General features: G+C 71.3%; 20 protein-coding genes. 3 read left to right on the top strand and 17 right to left on the bottom strand.

Going from position 1 to position 23,462, the window contains the following annotated elements; translation table 11 throughout:
- Positions 1-5: 5 nt before the first annotated feature.
- Complete coding sequence (locus tag ACZ303_RS00770) at positions 6-596, bottom strand: dienelactone hydrolase family protein (RefSeq protein WP_467333616.1); 591 nt, start codon at positions 594-596, stop codon at positions 6-8.
- Between the two features lie 113 nt (positions 597-709).
- Here ACZ303_RS00770 and ACZ303_RS00765 point away from each other — a divergent pair, with 113 nt between their 5' ends.
- Positions 710-1,813 (top strand): mechanosensitive ion channel family protein, encoded by a 1,104-nt coding sequence (locus tag ACZ303_RS00765; protein ID WP_467333614.1) that lies wholly within the window; start codon positions 710-712, stop codon positions 1,811-1,813.
- 28 nt (positions 1,814-1,841) lie between these two features.
- Here ACZ303_RS00765 and ACZ303_RS00760 read toward each other — a convergent pair whose 3' ends face one another.
- The 4 genes from ACZ303_RS00760 to ACZ303_RS00745 form a co-directional block, all read right to left on the bottom strand.
- Positions 1,842-3,434, bottom strand: a complete 1,593-nt coding sequence (locus ACZ303_RS00760) for a Na+/H+ antiporter (protein WP_467333612.1) — start codon at positions 3,432-3,434, stop codon at positions 1,842-1,844.
- 93 nt (positions 3,435-3,527) lie between these two features.
- Entirely contained in the window at positions 3,528-4,469 is a 942-nt protein-coding gene (locus ACZ303_RS00755) for an RluA family pseudouridine synthase (RefSeq protein ID WP_467333610.1), read from the bottom strand.
- Between the two features lie 38 nt (positions 4,470-4,507).
- Positions 4,508-5,080: a signal peptidase II gene (gene lspA / locus ACZ303_RS00750; protein WP_467333608.1), complete on the bottom strand. Its 573-nt coding sequence runs from the start codon at positions 5,078-5,080 to the stop codon at positions 4,508-4,510.
- Positions 5,081-5,144: 64 nt separating this feature from the next.
- On the bottom strand, positions 5,145-6,431 hold the full coding sequence (locus ACZ303_RS00745) for a TraR/DksA family transcriptional regulator (RefSeq protein ID WP_467333606.1): 1,287 nt from the start codon (positions 6,429-6,431) through the stop codon (positions 5,145-5,147).
- Positions 6,432-6,477: 46 nt separating this feature from the next.
- Between ACZ303_RS00745 and ACZ303_RS00740 the strand changes: the two genes are divergently transcribed.
- Positions 6,478-7,224: a hypothetical protein gene (locus ACZ303_RS00740; RefSeq protein WP_467333604.1), complete on the top strand. Its 747-nt coding sequence runs from the start codon at positions 6,478-6,480 to the stop codon at positions 7,222-7,224.
- Positions 7,225-7,508: 284 nt separating this feature from the next.
- Positions 7,509-10,652: an isoleucine--tRNA ligase gene (gene ileS, locus ACZ303_RS00735; protein WP_467333602.1), complete on the top strand. Its 3,144-nt coding sequence runs from the start codon at positions 7,509-7,511 to the stop codon at positions 10,650-10,652.
- Between the two features lie 170 nt (positions 10,653-10,822).
- Here the strand turns inward: ileS and ACZ303_RS00730 are convergent, their stop codons facing one another.
- From ACZ303_RS00730 to ACZ303_RS00675, 12 genes are all read right to left on the bottom strand, one after another.
- The gene (locus tag ACZ303_RS00730) at positions 10,823-12,010 is read right to left on the bottom strand and encodes a DivIVA domain-containing protein (protein WP_467333600.1); all 1,188 of its coding nucleotides are present in this window, start codon (positions 12,008-12,010) and stop codon (positions 10,823-10,825) included.
- Between the two features lie 61 nt (positions 12,011-12,071).
- The gene (locus tag ACZ303_RS00725) at positions 12,072-12,356 is read right to left on the bottom strand and encodes a YggT family protein (protein WP_087928500.1); all 285 of its coding nucleotides are present in this window, start codon (positions 12,354-12,356) and stop codon (positions 12,072-12,074) included.
- A 76-nt stretch (positions 12,357-12,432) separates the two neighbouring features.
- Positions 12,433-13,035 carry a cell division protein SepF gene (locus ACZ303_RS00720; protein WP_087928499.1) on the bottom strand — a complete coding sequence of 201 codons (603 nt, stop codon included), beginning with the start codon at positions 13,033-13,035 and terminating at the stop codon, positions 12,433-12,435.
- A gap of 122 nt (positions 13,036-13,157) precedes the next feature.
- A complete protein-coding gene (locus ACZ303_RS00715) occupies positions 13,158-13,877 on the bottom strand; it encodes a YggS family pyridoxal phosphate-dependent enzyme (RefSeq protein WP_467333596.1) in 720 nt (239 codons plus the stop codon).
- Entirely contained in the window at positions 13,874-14,644 is a 771-nt protein-coding gene (gene pgeF / locus ACZ303_RS00710) for a peptidoglycan editing factor PgeF (RefSeq protein WP_467333594.1), read from the bottom strand. Before pgeF ends, ACZ303_RS00715 begins: the two co-directional genes overlap by 4 nt.
- 27 nt (positions 14,645-14,671) lie before the next feature.
- Positions 14,672-15,910, bottom strand: a complete 1,239-nt coding sequence (ftsZ, locus tag ACZ303_RS00705) for a cell division protein FtsZ (RefSeq protein ID WP_467333592.1) — start codon at positions 15,908-15,910, stop codon at positions 14,672-14,674.
- Positions 15,911-16,149: 239 nt separating this feature from the next.
- Positions 16,150-16,986, bottom strand: coding sequence for a cell division protein FtsQ/DivIB (locus ACZ303_RS00700; protein ID WP_467333590.1), 837 nt, complete (start codon positions 16,984-16,986; stop codon positions 16,150-16,152).
- Positions 16,987-17,017: 31 nt separating this feature from the next.
- Entirely contained in the window at positions 17,018-18,112 is a 1,095-nt protein-coding gene (gene murG / locus ACZ303_RS00695; protein WP_467333588.1) for an undecaprenyldiphospho-muramoylpentapeptide beta-N-acetylglucosaminyltransferase, read from the bottom strand.
- A gap of 6 nt (positions 18,113-18,118) precedes the next feature.
- On the bottom strand, positions 18,119-19,510 hold the full coding sequence (ftsW, locus tag ACZ303_RS00690; protein ID WP_467333586.1) for a putative lipid II flippase FtsW: 1,392 nt from the start codon (positions 19,508-19,510) through the stop codon (positions 18,119-18,121).
- 58 nt (positions 19,511-19,568) lie between these two features.
- A complete protein-coding gene (gene murD / locus ACZ303_RS00685; protein WP_467333584.1) occupies positions 19,569-20,990 on the bottom strand; it encodes a UDP-N-acetylmuramoyl-L-alanine--D-glutamate ligase in 1,422 nt (473 codons plus the stop codon).
- Complete coding sequence (gene mraY / locus ACZ303_RS00680; protein ID WP_467333582.1) at positions 20,972-22,036, bottom strand: phospho-N-acetylmuramoyl-pentapeptide-transferase; 1,065 nt, start codon at positions 22,034-22,036, stop codon at positions 20,972-20,974. The genes murD and mraY overlap by 19 nt, the downstream gene beginning before the upstream one ends.
- The gene (locus ACZ303_RS00675) at positions 22,036-23,457 is read right to left on the bottom strand and encodes a UDP-N-acetylmuramoyl-tripeptide--D-alanyl-D-alanine ligase (RefSeq protein ID WP_467333580.1); all 1,422 of its coding nucleotides are present in this window, start codon (positions 23,455-23,457) and stop codon (positions 22,036-22,038) included. Before ACZ303_RS00675 ends, mraY begins: the two co-directional genes overlap by 1 nt.
- Between the last annotated feature and the right edge of the window lie 5 nt (positions 23,458-23,462).

Here is a 23,462-nt window from a genome sequence, read left to right as displayed (position 1 = left end):
GGCCGCTAGCGAGCGGCCAGCTCCTCCAGGAAGCCCAGCGCCACCCGCCACGTGGCCTCGGCCGCTTCCTCGTCGTAGTCCGCCAGCTCGGGGTCGGTGTACAGGTGCCCGGCCCCGGGGTAGCGGTGGACCTCCACGTCCGCGCCCGCCCGCCCCATCCGCAGGTACCAGGCGTTGAGCCAGTCGTGCGGCTCGAAGGGGTCGGGGTCCGCGACGTGCAGCTGTACGGGCAGCTCGTCCACGGACGCGTCCTCGGCCAGGTCGGAGGTGCCGTGCAGGAGCAGCAGACCGCGCGCCTTCTCGTCGCCCAGCGCCAGGTTCTGCGCGACGGAGCCGCCCAGCGAGAAGCCGGCGTAGACCAGGCCCCGGTCGGACAGCGGCGCGGCGGCCGTGATGGCGCGCTTCAGCAGCTCCTCCGCGCCGATCTCCTCCTTGATCGCCATGCCCTCCTCGACGGTGTCGGCCGTCCGGCCGCCGTAGAGGTCCGGTACGTGCACCTCGTGACCCGCGGCGCGCAGGCGCTCGGCGGCGGCGTGGACGGCGGGCCGCAGGCCGTACGCCGAATGAAAAAGCACAATCGTGGTAGAGGACGCCACTGGGGTCACTTCCTTACAGGGTGAATCGCGTGTCCCCCATCGTGCCAGCTACCGTCGGGGGGAAGCGCCCCACCGGTGAGTACGTGGCCGGCCCGGAAGGAGCTGAGGTGTCCATGGAGGGCGTACTGCGTCCGCTGTCCGTCATCGGTGGCGCACTGGTCGTCACCGTGATCGTGGGGTGGGTCGCCGACCAGATGCTGCGCCGGATCGACGTCCGGCACCCCGAGACCCCGTTGTGGGATCTGCTGCGGCGCTGTCGGTGGCCCCTCCAGGTGGTGCTGTGCGCGGCACTGCTGCGGGGCAGCTACCGCTCGGCCGACCTCACCGAGGGACACGAGGAGGCGATCGGCCAGGTCCTCACCCTGGTGCTGATCGGTGCCTGCGCCTGGCTGGTGGTGCGGGTGGCCGTGGCCATAGTGGAGTCCAGTTACGCGCGCTACGCCGCCAGCGCCCACGACCCCGCCCGGGTGCGCCGGGTACGGACCCAGATCACACTGATCCAGCGGGTCGTGACCGCGATCGTGGGCGTGGTGGCGGTGGCCGCGATGCTGCTGACCTTCCCCGCCATGAAGACGGTCGGCACGTCGATGCTGGCCTCGGCCGGTCTGATCGGCATCGTCGCCGGTGTGGCGGCCCAGTCGACGCTCGGCAATCTCTTCGCGGGGCTGCAGATCGCCTTCGGTGACGTGGTGCGCATCGGGGACACGGTCGTCGTGGAGGGCGAGTGGGGCCGGGTGGAGGAGATCACGCTCACCTACCTGGTGGTGACCACCTGGGACGAGCGGCGGATCACCATGCCGGTGTCGTACTTCACCAGCCGGCCGTTCGAGAACTGGTCGCGCAACAACCCCCGGATGACCGGCACCGTCTTCTTCCACCTCGACCACTCGACGCCCGTCGACCTGATGCGCGAGCATCTGCACGAGGTGCTCAAGTCCACCCTGGAGTGGGACCAGCGGGCGTGGAGCCTGGTGGTCACCGACACCACGCCGTCCACGATCCAGGTGCGGGCGCTGGTGACGGCGAAGGACTCGGACGACATCTGGGCGCTGCGCTGCGTGGTGCGCGAACAGCTGATCGAGTGGCTGCGGCGGGAGCACCCGTACGCGCTGCCCCGGCTGAACACCGCGCCGGCGCCCGGCCTGGAGAGCGCCCCCGACCGCCGGCAGACCCCGCCGACGGGCGAGGACATAGGGCCGGGGCCGGGGACGACGTAAGGGGCGGTGGCCGGAGCAGCCCCACCGCTCAGAGCCCGCGCAGGGTGGGTTCGTCCAGATGCCGCAGGACCCGGTCCACGACCTCCGGGTCCACCCCCGGCTCGCTGCGCGCGGCCAGCACCTCGCGCCGCGCCGCCGACAGCAGCTCCCCCTGCACCCGGTGGAGCGTCCGCAACCGCTCCACACGCTGGGCCTGTGCCTCGCGGCGCTCCTCGTCGACCATCTCGGGGCTGATCCGGGCGCCCATGTCGTAGGCGCGCCGGCCGAGCATCTCCATCATGTCCTCGGGAAGGTCCTCCTCCTCCACGATCTCCCACAGGCGCTGCTTGGCCGCCTTCGCCGCCCGGGCGGCCAGCTGCCGCTCCAGCTCCTTCCTCACGTCGGAGTCGGCGCGCACCCCCAGCACCTTGACCAGCCAGGGCAGGGTCAGGCCCTGGACGACGAGGGTGGCGATGATGACGGCGAAGGCGATGAAGACGATCTCGTCGCGGGCGGGGAAGGGGGACTTGTCGTCCATGGTCAGGGGGAGGGCCAGGGCGAGTGCCACGGTGGCCACGCCGCGCATCCCCGACCACCACGTCACCACCGTCTCGCGCCAGCTCAGCAGGATTTCCTCGTCGACGTCCCGGCGCTTGTGCAGCTTCCTGGCCAGCCACGCGGCGGGCAGCAGCCACAGCAGCCGTACGCCCACCACCACCGCGACGACGGCGCCGCCGATGCCCAGCATCTCGCCCCAGCGGCCGGCGGCCGTGCCGACGGCGTTGTGGAGCTCCAGGCCGACCAGGCCGAAGGCCGCGCCGGTGACGAGGGTGTCGACGACCTCCCAGAAGGTGTGCCCGGCCAGCCGCCCCAGGACGTCGTCGGGGTCGGTCGCGTACTCGGCGAGGAAGAGCGCGGTGGTCAGTACCGCGAGCACGCCGGAGCCCTTGAACTCCTCGGCGAGGACGTAGGAGACGAACGGGACCAGGAGCGTGAGCCCGATCTGGAGGGTCGCGTCGCCCAGGACGTCCATCAGCTTCTTGGTCATCCAGCCGAGCCCGAGGCCGACCGCGACCGCCACCACGGCGGACAGGACCAGCTCGCCGATCGCCCGGGGCAGCGAGAAGGTGCCGCTGACGGCGGCGGCGACGGCCACGTGGTAGAGCACGATGGCGGTGACGTCGTTGAAGAGCCCCTCGCCCTCCAGGATGGAGACCAGGCGGCGCGGCAGCCCCAGGGAGCCCGCGACGGCGGTGGCGGCGACGGGGTCGGGCGGGGCCACGAGCGCGCCCAGCGCCACGGCGGCGCCGAGGGAGATCCCGGGTACGATCGCGTCGGCCACGGCGGCGACGGCCGCGGTCGTCACGAAGACGAGCGCGACCGCCAGCAGGAAGATCGGCCGCCGGTTGGCCGCGAACTGCCGCCAGGAGGTGCGCTGCGCGGAGGCGTAGAGCAGGGGCGGCAGCACCAGCGGCAGGATGAACTCGGGCGAGATGTCGACGTTCGGTACGAACGGCAGCAGCGCGAGGACGATCCCGCCCAGCGTCATCAGGACCGGCGACGGCAGCCCCAGCCGGTCACCCAGCGGCACCGTGACGAGCGCTCCGAGGAGCAGCAGGAACAGCAGGGCCAGCTGGTCCACGGAGGCCCTCCGAGGCGGGTGGGGAACAGTCGTTCACCCCTCAGCCTGCCACGGACGCCGCGGGTCGGCTCGGTCCCCCCTCCGCCGGAGGGGTCAGGCGCTCTCGGCGCGCACGATGTCCAGGGCGCGGCGGAGGTCCTCGGGGTACTCGCTCGCGTACTCCACCCAGCGGCCGTCCTCGGGGTGCTCGAAGCCGAGGCGCACGGCGTGCAGCCACTGGCGGGTGAGCTTGAGCCGCTTGGCGAGGGTGGGGTCGGCGCCGTAGGTGAGGTCACCGACGCAGGGGTGGCGGTGGGCGGCCATGTGCACGCGGATCTGGTGCGTGCGGCCGGTCTCCAGCTTGACGTCGAGGAGACTGGCGGCCCGGAACGCCTCGATGAGGTCGTAGTGGGTCACCGACGGCTTGCCCTCGGCGGTGACGGCCCACTTGTAGTCGTGGTTGGGGTGGCGGCCGATGGGGGCGTCGATCGTGCCGCTCATCGGGTCCGGGTGGCCCTGGACGAGGGTGTGGTAGCGCTTGTCGACCGTGCGCTCGCGGAACTGCTGCTTGAGCAGGGTGTAGGCGCGCTCGGACTTGGCGACGACCATCAGGCCGGAGGTGCCGACGTCCAGGCGGTGCACGATGCCCTGGCGCTCGGAGGCGCCGGAGGTGGAGATGCGGTAGCCGGCGGCGGCGAGGCCGCCGATGACGGTGGGGCCGGTCCAGCCGGGGCTGGGGTGGGCGGCCACCCCGACCGGCTTGACGATCACGACGATGTCGTCGTCGTCATGGACGATCTCCATGCCCTCGACGGGCTCGGCGACGATCTGCACGGGCGCGGGCGCGGCCGGCATCTCGACCTCCAGCCAGGCGCCGCCGGTCACCCGGTCGGACTTCCCGGCCTCGGCACCGTCGAGCTGGACCTTGCCCGCCGCCGCCAGCTCGGCCGCCTTGGTGCGGGAAAAGCCGAACATACGGGCGATCGCGGCGTCGACGCGCTCGCCTTCGAGGCCATCGGGAACGGGCAGGGCGCGGATCTCGGGAATGGTGCTCACCCGTCGAGTATGACGGACGGCGCCGACCCGCCCGTACGTCAGTCCTTGTGAACCGTGCCGTCCGGGTCCAGACCGCGGAAGGAGAGGATCACGATCAGGAAGCCGCCGCAGACGATCGCGGAGTCGGCGAGGTTGAAGACGGCGAAGTGCGCGGGGGCGATGAAGTCGACCACACCGCCCTCGAAGCCGCCCGGCGCCCGGAAGAGCCGGTCGGTGAGATTGCCGAAGGCGCCGCCGAGCAGCAGGCCGAGCGCGATCGCCCACGGCAGGCTGTAGAGCTTGCGGGCGATGCGGGCGATCACCACGATCACGGCGGAGGCGATGATCGTGAAGACGATCGTCATCGCCTCGCCGATGCCGAAGGCGGCGCCGCGGTTGCGGACCACCTCGAGCTGGAGCCAGGTGCCGAAGATCTCGATGGGGTCGTGGTGCTCCAGCTTGGCCACCACGAGCAGCTTGCTGGACAGGTCGAGGAGATACGCGAAGAGGGCGATGCCGAGGAGCACGCCGATGCGCCGCCTGCCCTTGGCCGCGCCCTGGGAGTCCACCGTCGCGCCGCCGGCCTCGTCGGCGCCCTCAGGCGTGCCGGTGGTCTGTTCCGCCTCTGTCACGTGAGTCCTTCGACGTCGTCCTGCCTGACTGAGGACGAGAGTACGGCACACACGCGCGAACGGGTCAGCGGCGTTCCTGCCGCTGTTTGCACTCCACGCACAAGGTGGCCCGTGGAAATGCCTGCATACGGGCCTTACCGATGGGCTTGCCGCAGTTCTCGCAGAGCCCGTACGTACCGGCGTCGAGCCGCTCCAGGGCCCGCTCCGTCTGGAGCAGCATCTCGCCGGCGTTGGCGGCCAGGGCCAGCTCGTGCTCCCGGGTGATGTTCTTGGTGCCGGTGTCCGCCTGGTCGTCACCGGCGCCGTCGCCCGAATCGCGCATCAGACCGCTGATCGCCTCCTGCGACGCGGCGATCTCCGCCCGCAGCCGCAGGACCTCGCTCTGCAGCTCCGTACGGGCCTCCGCCACCTCCCCCGGCGACCAGGGCTCCTCCCCCGGCCGCACGGCGAGCTCCCCGGGCACCGCCGCACGCGCCCCCGGCACCTTGCCGGCGCCGGCCTGTGCCTCGTCCATGGTCTTCTTCGCAGCCACGGTCCTGGCTCCCGTCTTCTTCGGGGGCACCGCTCTTTTGACCGGTGCGCTTGCCGCTGACGCGGCGGGTTGGACTGGTTCCGCGGGTTCCGCTTGCGCGGAGCGCTTGGCGGGTTCCGCCGGTGCCGGTGCCGCTGGCGCGGCGGGCTCGGTGGGCTCCGCCGGTGCCGCTGGCGCGGGGCGCTCGGGTTCCGCCGCCGCGGAGGGCCCGGCGGGCGCGTCTGTCGCCGCCGAGGCGGCGACCCCGGCCGAGGCGGCAGCCCCAGGCGCGGGGGCGGCCTCGGCCCTTTTGGGCGGGGCGGCCTTCTTGGCCTTCGCCGGAGCGACGGCCTCGGAGACAGCCTTCTTGGCAGAAGCCGCCTTTTTGGTGGGCTCGGTCTTGGTCGGGGCGAGCTTCTTCGCGGGCTCGGCGTTGGCCGGGGCGGGCTTCTTCGCGGAAGCCGCCATCCCGGTGAGAGCCGCCTCCTCGGCGGAAGCCACCACCTCGGCGGGCGCCGCCTTCTTGGCCGACGCAGCTCGCCTCTTGGGCGCGGCCGCAGCCGGGGTGGCCGCCCCGGTCGCGGACGAGGCGACCGGGGCGGCCTTCGTCGGCCTCGCCGCAGCGGGAGCCGCGGAGGCGGCCGCGGTCGTCCTGGGCTCGGCCTTGGCCGGGACATGCTTCTTGGCCGGGGCAGGCCTCCTGCCGGACGTGGCCCGCTTCTCGGGAACGGCTTCGGCCGGAGCGGTCTCCTTGGTGGGGGTCACCCTCTTGGCGGAAGTGGCACGCTCCTCGGGAGCGGCTTCAGCCGGAGCGGCCTTGGCCGCGGTTGCCTTCTTCACTGCTCTGGTCTTCCTGGGAGGCGGCGCGTCCTTCTCGGAAGCGGCCTTGGCTGAAGCGGATCTCTTGGCCGGCGCGTCCTTCTTGGCGGGGGCCGTCTTCCCGGCGGGGGTCCGCGCCTTCCTCGCGGAGGCCGCCTCTCCCGCCGCCACCGACACCTTCCTGGCCACGGTCTCGGCCGAGGCGGTCCCCTCGGCGGGAGTTCCCGCCGAACCGGACTTCTTCCCGGTGGCGGCCCGCTTCGCCGGTGCCACCTTCGACGCGGGCGCCTTCTTCGCGGGCGCCTTCTTCGCGGGCGCCTTCTTCGCGGGGCCCGGCCCCGCCTTCCGTGCCGTCTCGGCCGGGGCCGCCCTCTTCCCCGCCGCGGACTTCCTGGCTGCCGACGCGGCCTTCCCCACGGGTGTCACCGCCTTGCCGGGGCCCGACCGCTCGGCCTTCGAGGTCACGGCCTTCCCCGCGGCGCCAGCCGCCGCACCGGCCTCCGGAGCGGCCGTCTTCTTCGCCGTGGCCGAGGCCACGGCCGCCGACGCCCGCCGCGCAGCGGCAGCTGGCGGGGCGGCCCCGGCCGCAACCGCCCCCGCGGACTTCCTCGCCACCATGACCGCGGCCCCTTCACATTTTATGATCTTGCGCGCGAATCGTGCCGGAACGATAGATCCCCACCGGGCACGCGGCAACGGGGCACGCCGGTCTCATCGGTTGTGCCCCGCCCCCGGCCCTGTAATCGGGCCCGCCCCGACCCGTACGGCCCCGCCGAAAGCGGTAGGCCGCCCCCGGCCCGGCCCCGTACACTGAGCGGAGCGAAAGGCGTGGAAGGGACGAGTAGCTCCGCACGCAGCCAGGAGCGACCCGGGGACGGTGGGAGCCCGGGGGCGTGCGCGGTGTGAAGATCAGCCCTGAGCTGCCGGAAGAACGCCCCGAGGGTCACTCCAGGGGTCAGTAGAACCGGCGTCGCGAACCCAATGAGGGGGCCGGAGGCGAAGCGCCTGCGGCCAAGGAGGGTGGTACCGCGGGAGCGCACGCGCGTTCTCGTCCCTCCGACGGACAGCGCCAAGACGTTCCGCCGGAGGAAGCCTCAGATGAGTCCCCAGCCGCAGTACCGCCAGGTACCCGCACAGGTGGACCTGCCCGCCCTGGAGCACGCCGTGCTCGATTTCTGGCGCGAGAGCAAGGTCTTCGCCCGTAGCCTCGAACAGTCCGAGGGCCGCCCCGAGTGGGTGTTCTACGAGGGCCCGCCCACCGCCAACGGCATGCCCGGCGCCCACCACATCGAGGCCCGCGTCTTCAAGGACGTCTTCCCGCGCTTCCGCACCATGCAGGGCTTCCACGTGGGCCGCAAGGCCGGCTGGGACTGCCACGGTCTGCCGGTCGAGCTCGCCGTCGAGAAGGAGCTCGGCTTCTCCGGCAAGCAGGACATCGAGGAGTACGGCATCGCGGCCTTCAACGCGAAGTGCCGTGAGTCCGTGACCCGCCACACGGACGCGTTCGCCGAGCTCACCACCCGCATGGGCTATTGGGTGGACCTGGACGACGCCTACCGCACGATGGACCCGGAATACGTCCAGTCCGTCTGGTGGTCGCTGAAGGAGATCTTCAACAAGGGCCTCCTCGTCCAGGACCACCGCGTCGCCCCCTGGTGCCCCCGCTGCGGCACCGGCCTCTCCGACCACGAGCTGGCGCAGGGCTACGAGACGGTCGTCGACCCGTCGGTCTTCGTCCGCTTCCCGCTGACCTCCGGGCCGCTCGCCGGCGAGGCGTCCCTGCTGGTGTGGACGACCACCCCCTGGACCCTGGTCTCCAACGTCGCCGCCGCCGCGCACCCCGACGTCACCTACGTCGTGGCCACCGACGGCGACGAGAAGCTCGTCGTCGCCGAGCCGCTGCTGGAGAAGGCCCTCGGCGAGGGCTGGACCGCCACCGGGCAGTCCTTCACCGGCCGGGAGATGGAGCGCTGGGCCTACCGCCGCCCGTTCGACCTGGTCGAGCTGGAGGGCGCCAACTACGTCGTCAACGCCGAGTACGTCACGACCGAGGACGGCACGGGTCTGGTCCACCAGGCCCCGGCCTTCGGTGAGGACGACCTCAAGACCTGCCGCGCCTACGGCCTGCCGGTCATCAACCCGGTCCGCCCGGACGGCACCTTCGAGGAGGGCGTCGGCCTCGTCGGCGGCGAGTTCTTCAAGAAGGCCGACGAGAAGCTCGTCGCGGACCTCTCCGAGCGCGGCCTGCTGTTCAGGCACATCGCCTACGAGCACAGCTACCCGCACTGCTGGCGCTGCCACACCGCGCTGCTCTACTACGCGCAGCCGTCCTGGTACATCCGCACCACCGCCGTGAAGGACCGGCTTCTCGAGGAGAACGAGAAGACCAACTGGTTCCCCGAATCGGTCAAGCACGGCCGCTTCGGCGACTGGCTGACCAACAACATCGACTGGGCGCTCTCCCGCAACCGCTACTGGGGCACCCCGCTGCCCATCTGGCGCTGTGAGGAGAACCACCTCACCTGCGTCGGCTCGCTGGCCGAGCTCTCCGAGCTGACCGGCACCGACCAGAGCGCGCTGGACCCGCACCGCCCGTACATCGACGACGTCACCTTCACCTGCACCACCGACGGCTGCTCGCACACCGCCGTGCGCGTGCCGGAGGTCATCGACGCCTGGTACGACTCCGGCTCGATGCCCTTCGCGCAGTGGGGCTACCCGTACAAGAACAAGGAGCTCTTCGAGAAGCGCTACCCGGCGCAGTTCATCTCGGAGGCCATCGACCAGACCCGCGGCTGGTTCTACACCCTGATGGCCGTCGGCACCCTCGTCTTCGACAAGTCGTCGTACGAGAACGTCGTCTGCCTGGGCCACATCCTCGCCGAGGACGGCCGGAAGATGTCCAAGCACCTGGGCAACATCCTCCAGCCGATCCCGCTGATGGACCAGCACGGCGCCGACGCCGTCCGCTGGTTCATGGCCGCCGGCGGCTCCCCGTGGGCCGCGCGCCGCGTCGGTCACGGCACCATCCAGGAGGTCGTCCGCAAGACGCTCCTCACCTACTGGAACACCGTCGCCTTCCAGGCCCTGTACGCCCGTACGTCCGGCTGGGCGCCCTCCGCGTCCGACCCGGCCCCGGCGGACCGCCCGCTGATCGACCGCTGGCTGCTCGGCGAGCTGAACACCCTCACCGACCAGGTCACCCAGGCGCTGGAGGCGTACGACACCCAGCGCGCCGGCAAGCTGCTCTCGTCCTTCGTGGACGACCTGTCCAACTGGTACGTGCGGCGCTCGCGCCGCCGGTTCTGGCAGGGCGACGCGGCCGCGCTGCGCACGCTGCACGAGGTCATCGAGACGGTCACCCGCCTGATGGCCCCTCTGGTGCCGTTCATCACCGAGCGGGTGTGGCAGGACCTCGTCGTCCCGGTGGACCCGGAGGCCCCGGAGTCGGTGCACCTGGCCACCTGGCCGACGGCGGACACCGCGCTGATCGACCCGGAGCTGTCCCGGCAGATGCTGCTCGTACGGCGCCTGGTCGAGCTGGGCCGCGCCACCCGCGCCGAGTCCGGCGTCAAGACGCGTCAGCCGCTGTCCCGCGCCCTGGTGGCCGCGGCCGGCTTCGAGGACCTGGGCGCCGAGCTGCGCGCCCAGATCACGGAAGAGCTGAACGTCTCGTCGCTGGCCTCCCTGTCCGAGGTCGGCGGGTCCCTGGTCGACACCACCGCCAAGGCGAACTTCCGCGCCCTGGGCAAGCGGTTCGGCAAGGGCGTCCAGGCGGTCGCCAAGGCCGTCGCCGAGGCCGACGCCGCCGCGCTGTCCCTGGCCCTGCGTCAGGGCACCGCCTCGGTCGTCGTCGACGGCGAGAGCGTCGCGCTCACCCCCGACGAGGTCATCATCACCGAGACCCCGCGCGAGGGCTGGTCGGTGGCCTCCGACTCGGGTGCCACGGTCGCCCTCGATCTGGAGATCACGCCGGAGCTGCGCCGCGCGGGCCTCGCCCGTGACGCGATCCGGCTGATCCAGGAGGCGCGCAAGAACAGCGGCCTGGACGTCGCCGACCGGATCGCGCTGCGCTGGCGGTCGTCCGACGAGGAGACGCTGACCGCGCTGGGCGAGCACGCCGGCCTCATCGCCGACGAGGTGCTGGCCACCGACTTCGCGACCGGTGACGCCGACGACTCCTACGGCGAGCCGTTCGAGGACGAGGGCCTCGGCCTGACGTTCCGCCTCCGCAAGGCGTAACACCCCCCGCACCACCTGAACCGGCCGCCCGGAGGCTTGAAGCCTCCGGGCGGCCGGTTCATTGCTGCCGCTTTATTGCCGTGACAATACGCTTTGGACACGAAACGGGCCGGACCCGGGACAAAGTCCCGGGTCCGGCCCGATGATTGCCTACGGCTCGCGCCGAGCGATCAGTTGTCGTCCTCGTCGATCAGGAAGCCCCGCATGGGGGACGGCGCCTGCTGCATCGGCTGCTGGCCCTGCGGCCGCACCGGTGCCATCGGCTGCGTCATCGCCGGGGACATCTGCTGCTGACCGCCGTACGACGGGCCACCGGTGGCGCCGCCGTGACCGCCCATGGACGGGTTGCCGCCCATGCTGTGGCCGCCCATGCCCGCACCGGCCGACGCCATGGACCCGCTCATCGAGGGGGCCGCGGGCAGCGACGGGGTGTTGGGGTTGCGCGGCGGGGCCAGCGAGTCGTCCGCCTGGTTCTCCAGCTGGCGCAGCTGGCTCTCCAGGTAGGACTTCAGGCGGGTGCGGTACTCGCGCTCGAAGCCGCGCAGGTCCTCGACCTTGCGCTCCAGCGTGGCGCGGGCGGACTCCAGCGAGCCCATCGCGACACGGTGCTTCTCCTGCGCGTCCCGCTCCAGGGCGTCGGCCTTGGCACGGGCGTCCCGCTCCAGACCCTCGGCCCGGCTGCGCGCCTCGCCGACGATCTTGTTGGCCTCGGAACGGGCCTCCGCGATCGCCTGGTCGGCGGTCTGCTGGGCGAGCGAGAGGACACGAGCGGCGCTGTCGCCACCCGGACCCTGGCCCGGCTGCGGCAGCTGGGGGCCGGGGCCACCCATCGGACCGTTCTGGCCCATGCCGTTCTGACCCATGGGACCGTTCTGTCCCATCTGGCCCTGACCCATTCCGTTCTGACCCATCGGACCGTTCTGTCCCATGGGGCCGCCCATCGGGCCACCCATCGGTCCGTTCTGCCCCATGGGGCCGGGACCGTGCGGGCCCTGCGGGCCGTGGCCGTGACCGCCGGGGCCGGCCGGCAGCTGCGGGGCACCGCCCGGCAACTGCGGCGGGCCGCCCATCTGCTGCTGCTGCGGCACCGGCTGCGGTCCGGATATGGCGGCGGGCACCGGAGCACCGGGTCGCTGGTCCTGCGGCTCGGGCTTGCGCATTCCCTGCTGCTGGTTCTGCGCGGCGGCACGCGTGGCGGCGGCCAGCTTGGCGCGCAGGTCCTCGTTCTCCCGGAGCAGACGGGTCAGTTCGGCCTCGACCTCGTCCAGAAAGGCATCGACCTCGTCCTCGTCATAGCCTTCTCGGAGACGGACGGTCGTGAACTGCTTGTTCCGCACGTCCTCGGGGGTCAACGGCATCTCTTCTTCACCTCAACGTAGTCGTCGGCAATCGGCAAGACCGTATCGTTCACAGCCGCGTTCACAGCCGGCTCACGACGGTGATCAGGATGTAGACGATGATCATCAGTACGAAGAAGGACAGGTCGAGCGCCACGCCCCCGAGACGCAGCGGCGGAATGAACCGCCGCAGAAGCTTGAGTGGCGGATCGGTGACAGTGTAGGTCGCCTCCAGGACGACCACCATCGCCTTGCCGGGTTGCCATGAGCGAGCGAACTGGAAGACGTAATCCATCACCAGCCGGAAGATCAGAACGAACAGGAAGCAGTACAGCGCGATGTAGATCACCTGCAGTGCGATGTCCATCTCGCGCTTCCCTCTCCCCTTGCTCGTACCCGGCCTGTTAGGCCGTCATTCATCCAGTATTGCCCGGTATTGCGTCTCAGCTCTGATTGAAGAACCCGCCCTCTGCGATGCGGGCCTTGTCCTCCGCCGTGACATCGACGTTAGCAGGAGACAGCAGGAACACCTTCTGCGTCACCCGCTCGATGCTCCCGTGGAGACCGAAGACCAGACCGGCGGCGAAGTCGACAAGACGCTTCGCGTCCGTGTCGTCCATCTCCGTCAGATTCATGATCACCGGGGTGCCTTCCCGGAAGTGTTCCCCGATGGTACGGGCCTCGTTGTAGGTCCGGGGGTGCAATGTCGTGATGCGGTAGGGCTCCCGCTCGGACACAACCTTGGGCATGATCACCGGTGCGTTCTTCTCCAGAGAGTGGCGTTCGGGTGTGATGGACGCCACGGGGGCGATTCGGGCGGGTCGTCCCGTTTCCGCTACGAGCGGAGCGGGTTCGCGCTGTGCAGGCGGCTGGGCGACTCGAACCGGTTCGTCCGGTTGCGTCTGTTGGGACTGATGCTGCTGCCTGCGTCGGTCGGGCTCAGGCTCGGGCTCGAACTCGTCATCGGGGTCGAAACCCGGGCCGTCGTACCCATCGTCCTCCACGAGGCCGAGGTAGACCGCCATCTTGCGCATCGCGCCGGCCATTCTCTGCGTCCTCCGCTCTGTGGTGGATCGGCTCCGTCAACGGCGCCTTGGATCCACTTGGTCTGCCCGTCTTTTGACGGTAATGACCATATTTTCTGCTGTGGTCCGACTTCTTGGCGACGTTACCCGAGCCTGGGTCGGACTCCGAGCACCGCCGATCCGACACGTACATGTGTCGCCCCGGCGGCCACGGCGTCATCCAGGTCCGCGCTCATCCCTGCTGACACCATGTTCGCAGCAGGATGGGCCGCGCGCAGGCCCGTTGAGATTTCCATGAGCCGGTCGAAGGCCGCCCGGGAGCGGCCGGCGAACGGGCCGGCGAGCGGAGCGACCGTCATCAGCCCGGCGGCACGCAGCCCTTCGGCCCCCGCCAGCGCGTCGGCGACCGGCGCCACCCCGTCGGGCGCGACCCCGCCGCGGTCACCGCGCTCACCCGACTCGGCGTCAAGTGCCACCTGGACCAGGCAGTCGAGCTCGCGTCCGGCGCGGACGGCGGCGGCGGAAAGGGCGGTGACCAGTCGAATGCGGTCGACAGAGTGCACCACATCGGCATAACTCGCCACGGAACGGACCTTGTTCGTCTGCAATTGTCCGACGAAGTGCCAGGTCAGGGGCAGATCCGCGCATTCGGCGGCTTTCGGGGCGGCGTCCTGGTCGCGGTTCTCGGCGACGTGCCGGACGCCGAGTTCGGCGAGGAGCCGCACATCACTCGCGGGATAGGTTTTCGTGACCACGATGAGGGTCACGTCCTCCCGCTTCCGGCCGGCCGCGGCGCATGCGGTGGAGATACGTTCCTCCACGCGGGCCAGATTGTCCGCCAATTCCGTTCTACGGTCCGTCACAGCTCAGTGTCCAACCAGACATAACTCGCGAGCCGCCCGGTGATGCGCTCGCGCCGATACGAGAAATGGTCCGCGGATTCCAGCGTGCAAATGTGAGATTGTCCGCTGATATTCACGCCGAGTCGAGCGAGTTGCGCCCGTACCCCCGCCGCGACATCCACGGCCGGGGTGCCCTGCCGGGTGGTGGCCCAGGACTCGGGCACCGCCTCGGCGACCTCGGCGCGCATCGCCTCGGGCACCTCATAGCACAGGCCGCAGACGGAGGGGCCGATGTGCGCGATGATCCGGGCCGGGTCGGCGCCGAGGCGGGTCATCGCCTCGACGGTCGCGGGGACGACCCCGGCGAGCAGACCCGGCCGGCCCGCGTGGGCCGCGCCCGCCACTCCGGCGACCGGGTCGGCGAGCAGGACCGGTGTGCAGTCCGCGGTGAGCACCGCGAGGGCGAGTCCGCGACGGGCCGTCACCACACCGTCCACGCACGGAATGTCCGTGGTGTCCCACGGTCCGTCGACCACGGCCACATCGCGGCCGTGCACCTGGTGCATCCAGACGACCGCGGCCGGGTCGATGCCCAGCGACGCCGCGGCCCGCTCGCGGTTGGCCCGTACGGCCGCGGGGTCGTCGCCGACGGCGCCGCCGAGATTGAGCTCGTCATACGGAGCGGCGCTCACCCCGCCCCACCTGTCGGTGAAGGCGAAGTGCGCGCCGCTCGCATGCTGTTCGGATGTCACAGCTTCCGGTGTCACTGCGTGCTGTTGCCCTATCACTGGGGGCCGCTCACTCGCTCGGAGGTGTTACTTGAGGAAGTCCGGAACGTCCAGTTCCTCGGCGGTCGAGTCCTGGTAGGGACGGGCCGGCGGGACCTGCGGGGAGGAGACCGGCGGGGCCGGGATCTCGTTGACCGGGGCCGGGTCCGAGGCGGGCTCCTCGGTGCGCGGGGTCACGCTGCCGAGCCCGCCGTAGGAGGAGCGGGGCGACTCGGGCGCCGCCGGACGGCTCTGGGCGGCCACGGCCGGCGCGCCCTCTTCGCGGCCGGAGCCGTAGGAGGAGCCGAGCACCTTGTCGCGGCTGCCCTTGGGCGGCGGCTGGCCGCCGTCGAAGCCCGCCGCGATGACGGTGACCCGGACCTCGTCGCCCAGGGCGTCGTCGATGACGGCGCCGAAGATGATGTTGGCCTCGGGGTGCGCGGCCTCGCTGACCAGCTGCGCGGCCTCGTTGATCTCGAAGAGACCGAGGTCGGAGCCGCCCGAGATGGAGAGCAGCACACCGCGGGCGCCGTCGATGGACGCCTCCAGGAGCGGCGAGGAGATCGCCATCTCCGCGGCGGCCACCGCGCGGTCGTCGCCGCGCGCCGAGCCGATGCCCATGAGCGCCGAGCCGGCCTCGGACATCACGGACTTGACGTCGGCGAAGTCGAGGTTGATCAGACCCGGGGTGGTGATCAGATCGGTGATGCCCTGAACGCCCGAGAGCAGCACCTGGTCCGCGGACTTGAACGCGTCGAGCACGCTGACCTGACGGTCCGAGATGGACAGCAGGCGGTCGTTCGGGATCACGATGAGGGTGTCGACGTTCTCCCGCAGGCCGGCGATGCCGTCCTCCGCCTGGTTCGCGCGGCGCCGGCCCTCGAAGGTGAACGGCCGGGTGACCACACCGATCGTCAGGGCGCCCAGCGAGCGGGCGATGTTGGCGACGACGGGGGCGCCACCGGTGCCGGTGCCGCCGCCCTCGCCCGCGGTCACGAAGACCATGTCGGCCCCCTTGAGGACCTCCTCGATCTCCTCGCGGTGGTCCTCGGCCGCCTTGCGGCCGACATCGGGGTTGGCGCCGGCGCCGAGGCCGCGGGTGAGCTCTCGGCCGACGTCGAGCTTGACGTCGGCGTCGCTCATCAGCAGGGCCTGTGCATCGGTGTTGATCGCGATGAACTCGACGCCCTTGAGACCGACCTCGATCATCCGGTTGATGGCGTTCACGCCACCGCCGCCGATACCGACGACCTTGATGACTGCGAGGTAGTTCTGCGGTGCTGCCACGTCGAAGGCCTCTCGCCTCGAGTTACGTATGCCTGGGGGACGGTTCTCAAGCCGACCCGAACCCTCAACGTGAAGTTTAGGGTTACCGGTGCCGCTGTTCTGTGGGTTCTCCGAACAGGACACTAAGTCGACAGGCCGCGCGCGTTCAACGAACACGCCGAACCTCCCGTTTTTCTTTTCACCCTATGTGATCACCCATAGCCGTAGCCAGCCAGGGTCCCGGCCGACCGCCCGGGGCGTCAACTCCCGGAAGCCGCCGGAGCGCTGGGAGCGCTCACATCGAAGTGATCCGCCCCTCGCGCAGCCTTCAGCAGTGCGGTGAGCGTACGGGCTTTCGCGTCACTCCGTTCACCGCTTCCCCAGACCACCGTCCGACCGCCCGTCAGTTCCACGGTGATGGAGTCGTACGAGCGTACGCGGATGGCACGGGTGTCCGTACGCACCGCCGGGGGCAGCGCCTCGGCGACCCGGACCCCCTCGCGCTCCAGGCGGGGCGGCCCGAAGCGGCGCAGGCTGGGGGAGTCCTCGGGCTCCACCAGCAGGCGGGGGACGCCCTGGGGGGCGTGATCGACTGTGGCGAACCGCACGCCACTACCGTCGATTTCGATAAATTTCCCGCTCTTTTCGACGATCGCCCGTGGCTGACGTTCGACCACCCGGAGGTCGATCCCCTGCGGCCAGGACCGCTCCACGGCCACGGAGTCGATCCTCGGCAACCGTTCCCGCAGCCGGTCGGCGATGGCGTCGGTGTCCACGGAGACGAGTGGTTCACCGAGCGGGACGTCGGCCGCCTCGCGCACCTCATCGGCCGTCAGCACGCGGACGCCACCGACATCCACATGAGTGGCGCGCAGCCAGCCGGATCCGTAGAGCGCCCAGCCGGCGGCCCCGCCGAGGAGGGCGACGGCGGCCGCCCAGGTCAGCAGCCGCCGACGCGGCGGCCGGAGCCGGAACCGGCTCCCACCGCCGCGCGGGGTGCGCTTGCCGGGCCGGGAGGGGCCGGACCGCACCGATCCCCTGCTCTTGGAGTTCTTGCTCTTCGAGCCACCGCGCTGGGCGGTCGTCGGTCCGGCCACGCTCCCCTAGCCTCCTGCTCCTACGGGCACCTCAGCCCGCTCTGCGTGCGGCAATCGCCTCGTACACCATGCCGACGAGCAGCTCGTCGGCGTCGCGGCGCCCGAACTCGGAGGCGGCGCGGGACATCTCGTACAGCCGGTGCGGGTCGGCGAGCACCGGGAGCACCTGGCTCTGCACCCATTCGGGGGTCAGGTCGGCGTCGTCGACCAGCAGGCCACCGCCCGCCTTGACCACCGGCTGGGCGTTGAGCCGCTGTTCGCCGTTGCCGATGGGCAGCGGGACGTAGGCGGCCGGCAGCCCGACGGCGGACAGCTCGGCGACGGTCATGGCGCCCGCGCGGCAGAGCATCATGTCGGCGGCGGCGTACGCGAGATCCATGCGGTCCACGTACGGTACCGGGACATAGGGCGGCATACCGGGCATGTTGTCCACATGCGGCAGGTCGTTCTTCGGACCGACCGCGTGCAGGATCTGGATGCCGGAGCGCTGGAGCGCCGGGGCGACCGCCTGGACGACCTCGTTCAGCCGGCGGGCGCCCTGCGAACCGCCGGAGACCAGCAGCGTCGGGATGTTGGGGTCGAGCCCGAAGTACGCCCGCGCCTCGGGACGCGCCGCGGCCCGGTCGAGCGTGGCGATGGTGCGGCGCAGCGGGATGCCGACATAGCGGGCGTTGCGCAGCTTGCTGTCCGGCGTCGACACCGCGACGGCCGAGGCGTAGCGCGAGCCGATCTTGTTGGCGAGGCCGGGCCGGGCGTTGGCCTCGTGCACCACGATCGGCACTCCGAGCCGCTTGGCGGCCAGGTAACCGGGCAGGGCCACATAGCCGCCGAAGCCGACCACGCAGTCCGCCTTGGTCCGCTCCAGGATCTGCTCGGCGGCCTTGATGGTGCCGCGCAGCCGTCCGGGGACGGTGATCAGCTCGGGTGTGGGCTTGCGAGGCAGGGGTACGGCGGGGATCAGTCCCAGTTCATAGCCCCGCTCGGGCACGAGCCGGGTCTCCAGACCCCGCTCCGTGCCGAGCGCCGTGATCCCCACGGTCGGGTCCTGCCTGCGCAGGGCGTCCGCGAGGGCGAGCGCGGGCTCGATGTGGCCGGCGGTCCCCCCACCGGCGAGTACGACATGCACCGAAATTCACCGCTCTCCGGACGGTCGCTTCTTGACGCGCCGTCTCATCGTCTTCCATCTCACCCCAGGCTGCCGCATGGCCAGTGCCGCTCGCGCACCGGGTTCGTCGCGCGCGAAGGCGATCAGCAGTCCGATGGCGAACATGGTCGGCAGCAGGGCGGACCCTCCGTAGGAGAACAGCGGGAGCGGGACACCGGCGATCGGCAGCAGGCCGAGCACCGCACCGATGTTGACCACGGCCTGGGCCGTGATCCAGGTGGTCACACCTCCCGCGGCGTACCTCACGAAGGGGTCCTCCGTGCGTCCGGCCACGCGGATACCCGCATAGCCTAGAGCCGCGAAGAGGGCGAGTACCGACAGCGTCCCCGCCAGGCCCAGTTCCTCGCCGGTGATGGCGAAGATGAAGTCGGTGTGGGGTTCGGGGAGTTCGCCCCATTTCTCCACACTGGCGCCGAGTCCGGCACCGAACCAGCCTCCGTTGGCCAGCGCGTAGATTCCGTGCACGGCCTGCCAGCACTGGTCGTGGGTGCCGGGCTCGGTGGCGCCGATGCAGGCGAGCCGGGACATGCGGTTGGCGCTGGTCTTGATGAACAGGAACGCGAGCACGGCGGTGACGCCGAACACCCCGGAGAAGAGCCGGGTCGGCGCCCCGGCCACCCACAAAAGCCCCAGCAGCACGGTGGTGAGGACGACGGTGGTGCCCATGTCGCCGCCCAGCATGATCAGGCCGAGCAGCACGAAGGTGACGGGCACCAGCGGGACCAGCAGGTGTTTCCACTGGGTGAGGAGCTTCTTGACCTGTTTACGTGCCAGCAGGTCGGCGCCCCACAGGACGAGGGCGAGCTTGGCGAACTCGCTGGGCTGGAGCTGGAAGGGGCCGCCCAGGGAGATCCAGTTGGTGTTGCCGTTGATGGTCTCGCCGATGCCGGGCACCTGGACCAGGCAGAGCAGGAAGAGCGAGCCGGCGAGCGCGGGGTAGGCGAAGGCCCGCAGCAGCTTCACGGGCATGCGGGCGGCCGCCAGCAGCAGCACGGCGCCGATGGCGGCGGCCAGCAGCTGCTTGCGGAAGAAGAAGCTGGGCGGCAGGCCGTTCTGCATGGCCTTGATCTGGGAGGCGGAGTAGACCATCACCAGACCGAGCACGATGATCAGCAGGGATCCGCCGAGCACCAGGTAGTAGGCGGTCAGCGGCCGGTCCCAGGCCCGCCTGGCACGGGTGTGCAGGCCCCTGAGGCCGCCCAGCACGGTGCCGCGCGGCGGTCCGGGCCGGCGGGGTCCCCCGCCGCCCGCGCGGGCCGGGCGGGGCGCACGGGGGCCTTGCGTGGTGCGGGGGCGTGCGGCGGACCCGCGCAGGGCGGGTCGGCCGCCCCGCGGTCCCGCGATGTCGTCGGCGTGCATCCGGGTGTCCCTCCGCTGGTCTCCCGTGCCGCCCGCCCGCGCCGCGGGGACCGTGCGGCTACTCGTCCGCGGCGAGGGCCCGGACGGCCTCGGCGAAGGCCTCGCCGCGCTTGTTGTAGTTGACGAACATGTCCATCGAGGCGCACGCCGGGGCCATGAGCACGGTGTCCCCCGGTCCGGCGAGCCGGGCCGCTTCGCGTACCGCCGCGGCCATCGCCCCAGTGTCGGTCCGGTCGAGGTCGACCACCGGCACATCCGGGGCGTGTCGCGCCAGCGCTTCACCGATCAGGGCCCGGTCGGCGCCGATCAGGACGACGCCGCGCAGCCGCTTCGCCGACCTGGTGACGAGCTCGTCGAAGGTGGCGCCCTTGGCGAGGCCGCCCGCGATCCACACGATCGACCCGTACGCCGCCAGGGACGCCTCGGCGGCGTGGGTGTTGGTGGCCTTGGAGTCGTCCACGTAGGCGACGCCGTCGACGTCGGCGACGTGGGCGATGCGGTGGGCGTCGGGGGTGAAGGCGCGCAGGCCGTCGCGTACGGCCGCGGGCTGGACGCCGAAGGCGCGGGCGAGGGCGGCGGCGGCGAGGGCGTTGGCGATGTTGTGCGGGGCGGCCGGGGTCACGTCGGAGACCTCGGCGAGCTCCTGGGCGTGCGTCCGCCGGTCGGCCACGAAGGCGCGGTCGACGAGGAGGCCCTCGACCACACCGAGCTCGGAGAGACCGGGGGCGCCGAGGGTGAAGCCGATGGCGCGGCAGCCCTCCTCGACGTCGGCCTGCTCGACGAGCCGCTCGGTGGCCGGGTCGTCGGCGTTGTAGACGCAGGCGACCTGGTTGCCGTGGAAGATCCGGCCCTTGTCGACGGCGTACGCGCGCATCGAGCCGTGCCAGTCGAGGTGGTCCGGGGCGAGGTTGAGGACGGCCGCGGAGTGCGGGCGGACCGACGGCGCCCAGTGCAGCTGGTAGCTGGAGAGCTCGACGGCGAGGACGTCGTACGGCTCGTCGCCCAGGACGACGTCGATGATCGGGGTGCCGATGTTGCCGACGGCGGCCGTGCGCAGCCCGGCGGCCTCCAGGATGGAGGCGAGCATCTGCACGGTGGTGGTCTTGCCGTTGGTGCCGGTGACCGCGAGCCAGGGTGCGGCGTGCTCACCGCGCAGGCGCCAGGCGATCTCGACGTCGCCGACCACGTCGACGCCCGCCTCCGCGGCGGCCGCGAAGAGCGGGCTGTCGGGCTTCCAGCCCGGCGAGGTGACGACGAGGTCCGTCCCCTCGGGGAGGGTCTCGGCGTCGGCGAGGCGGACGGCGATGCCCTGGTCCGTGAGGGACGCGGCGCGCTCGCGCAGCGCCTCGCCGTCGCCGCCGTCGACCACGGTCACCCGGGCGCCGAGGCCGGCCAGGGCGCGGGCGGCGCTGATGCCGCTCACGCCGAGGCCGGCGACGGTGATGTTCTTGCCGCTGAAACTCACTTGATGGCCAGCCATCCCGCGTAGAAGATTCCCAGTCCGACGGCCACGCACAGGCCCTGGATGATCCAGAACCGGACCACCACAAGGACTTCGCTCCACCCCTTGAGTTCGAAGTGGTGCTGGAGCGGCGCCATCCGGAAGACACGCTTCCCGGTGAGGCGGAAGGAGCCGACCTGGATCACGACGGACATGGTGATCAGGACGAACAGGCCGCCGAGGAGGGCGAGGAGCAGCTCGGTGCGGGAGCAGATGGCCAGTCCCGCGAGGGCGCCGCCGAGGGCGAGCGATCCGGTGTCACCCATGAAGATCTTGGCGGGCGAGGTGTTCCACCACAGGAAGCCGAAGCAGGAGCCCATCAGCGCCGAGGCGACGACCGCGAGGTCGAGCGGGTCCCGGACCTCGTAGCAGGCGGCGCCGGCGGTCAGGGAGTTGCCGCAGGACTGGCCGTGCTGCCAGGTGCCGATGAAGACGTAGGCGCCGAAGACCATCACGGACGCGCCGGTGGCCAGGCCGTCGAGGCCGTCGGTGAGGTTCACGCCGTTCGACATCGCGAGGATCATGAACAGCGCCCAGACCACGAAGATGACCGGGCCGACGGACCAGCCGAAGTCCTGGGTGAAGGACAGCTTGGTGGAGGCCGGGGTCTGGCCGCGGGTGTCGGAGAACTGGAGCGCGAGCACGGCGAAGGCGATGCCGACGATCAGCTGGCCGGCCATCTTCGCCTTGGCGCGCAGGCCCAGCGAACGCTGCTTGACGATCTTGATGTAGTCGTCGAGGAAGCCGACCAGGCCCATGCCCGCCATCAGGAACAGCACCAGCACGCCGGAGATGGTCGGCTGGTGGCTGGTGATGACCTTCGTCAGCGCGTAGGCGATGAGGGTCGCCAGGATGAAGGCGATGCCACCCATGGTGGGGGTGCCGCGCTTGCTGTGGTGCTCGCGCGGGCCGTCGTCACGGATGAACTGGCCGTAGCCCTTGCGGGCGAGGAACTTGATCAGCAGCGGGGTGCCGATCAGGGTCAGCAGAAGACCGATGACACCCGCGAAGAGGATCTGGTTCATCAGCCCCGGACCTCGCCCTCGCCGCTGAGCAGCTGCTGCGCGACCCGCTCCAGGCCGACCGACCTGGACGCCTTCACCAGCACGACGTCACCCGTGCGCAGCTCGCTGCGCAACAGGTCGACCGCCGCCTGCGCGTCGGACACGTGCACCGACTCCTCACCCCACGAACCCTCGTTGTAAGCGCCCATCTGCAACCAGGCCGCTTCCCTGCCCCCGACTGCCACGAGCTTGCTGACGTTGAGCCGGACGGCGAGCCGTCCGACCGCGTCGTGCTCGGCGAGTGATTCTTCGCCGAGTTCGGCCATCTGACCGAGCACGGCCCACGTGCGGCCCCCCCGCGCCGTGGCGGCTCGGCCCATGGCGGCCAGCGCGCGCAGCGCGGCTCTCATGGATTCGGGGTTCGCGTTGTAGGCGTCGTTGACGATCGTCACGCCGTCCGCGCGCTCGGTGACCTCCATCCGCCAGCGGGAGAGCTGGCCCGCCCCGGAGAGCGCGGTGGCGATCTCGGACGCGGGCATGCCCAGCTCATGGGCGACGGCGGCGGCGGCGAGCGCGTTCGACACGTGGTGCTCACCGTACAGCCGCATGGTCACGTCCCCGCACCCGGTGGGTGTGTGAAGCGTGAAGGACGGCTGGCCGGTGGCGGTGAGGTGGACGTTCTCGGCGCGTACGTCGGCGTCGGCGGCCTCGCCGAAGAGGACGATGCGGGCCTTGGTGCGGCTGCTCATGGCGCGTACGAGGGGGTCGTCGGCGTTGAGGACGGCGATGCCGCCCTCGGCGGCCGCCGGCAGCGCCTCGACGAGCTCGCCCTTGGCGACGGCGATCTGCTCGCGGCCGCCGAACTCGCCGACGTGGGCGGTGCCGACGTTGAGCACGACGCCGATGCGCGGCGGGGTGATCTCGGTGAGGTAGCGGATGTGGCCGATTCCGCGCGCTCCCATTTCGAGCACGAGGGTGCGGGTGGCGGCGTCGGCGGAGAGCGCGGTGAGCGGCAGGCCGATCTCGTTGTTGAGCGAGCCGGGGGTCCACACGGTGGGACCGAGGCGCTCCAGCAGCTGGGCGATCAGGTCCTTGGTGCTGGTCTTGCCTGCGGAGCCGGTGAGCGCGACGACGGTGGTGCCGAGCCTCTCCACGACGTTGCGGGCCAGCGCGCCGAGGGCGGCGACGACGTCGTCGACCACGATGGCGGGGACGCCGACGGGCCGCGTGGCCAGCACGGCGGCCGCGCCGGCGGCGACGGCGCGCGCGGCGTAGTCGTGGCCGTCGACGTTGTCGCCGGGCAGCGCGGCGAAGAGGCTGCCGGGCCGTACGTCACGGGAGTCGATCACGACCGGACCGTCGGCCGTGCGGCCCGGGTCCGGTATGTCGTGCTGCTGCCCGCCGACGATGGCGGCGATCTCGGCGAGGGACAGAGCGATCACTGAGA

It is taken from the genome of Streptomyces sp. NPDC023527, from assembly GCF_055560115.1.
This window is presented reverse-complemented; position numbering and strand designations above follow the sequence as displayed.

Excerpts from the sequence above, each read along its gene's own strand:
- ACZ303_RS00765 (WP_467333614.1), top strand. The coding sequence starts at position 710 with ATGGAGGGCGTACTGCGTCCGCTGTCCGTCATCGGTGGCGCACTGGTC.
- ileS (WP_467333602.1), top strand. The coding sequence starts at position 7,509 with ATGAGTCCCCAGCCGCAGTACCGCCAGGTACCCGCACAGGTGGACCTG.
- ACZ303_RS00730 (WP_467333600.1), bottom strand. The coding sequence starts at position 12,010 with ATGCCGTTGACCCCCGAGGACGTGCGGAACAAGCAGTTCACGACCGTC.
- ACZ303_RS00725 (WP_087928500.1), bottom strand. The coding sequence starts at position 12,356 with ATGGACATCGCACTGCAGGTGATCTACATCGCGCTGTACTGCTTCCTG.
- ACZ303_RS00720 (WP_087928499.1), bottom strand. The coding sequence starts at position 13,035 with ATGGCCGGCGCGATGCGCAAGATGGCGGTCTACCTCGGCCTCGTGGAG.
- ftsW (WP_467333586.1), bottom strand. The coding sequence starts at position 19,510 with ATGCACGCCGACGACATCGCGGGACCGCGGGGCGGCCGACCCGCCCTG.
- murD (WP_467333584.1), bottom strand. The coding sequence starts at position 20,990 with ATGGCTGGCCATCAAGTGAGTTTCAGCGGCAAGAACATCACCGTCGCC.
- mraY (WP_467333582.1), bottom strand. The coding sequence starts at position 22,036 with ATGAACCAGATCCTCTTCGCGGGTGTCATCGGTCTTCTGCTGACCCTG.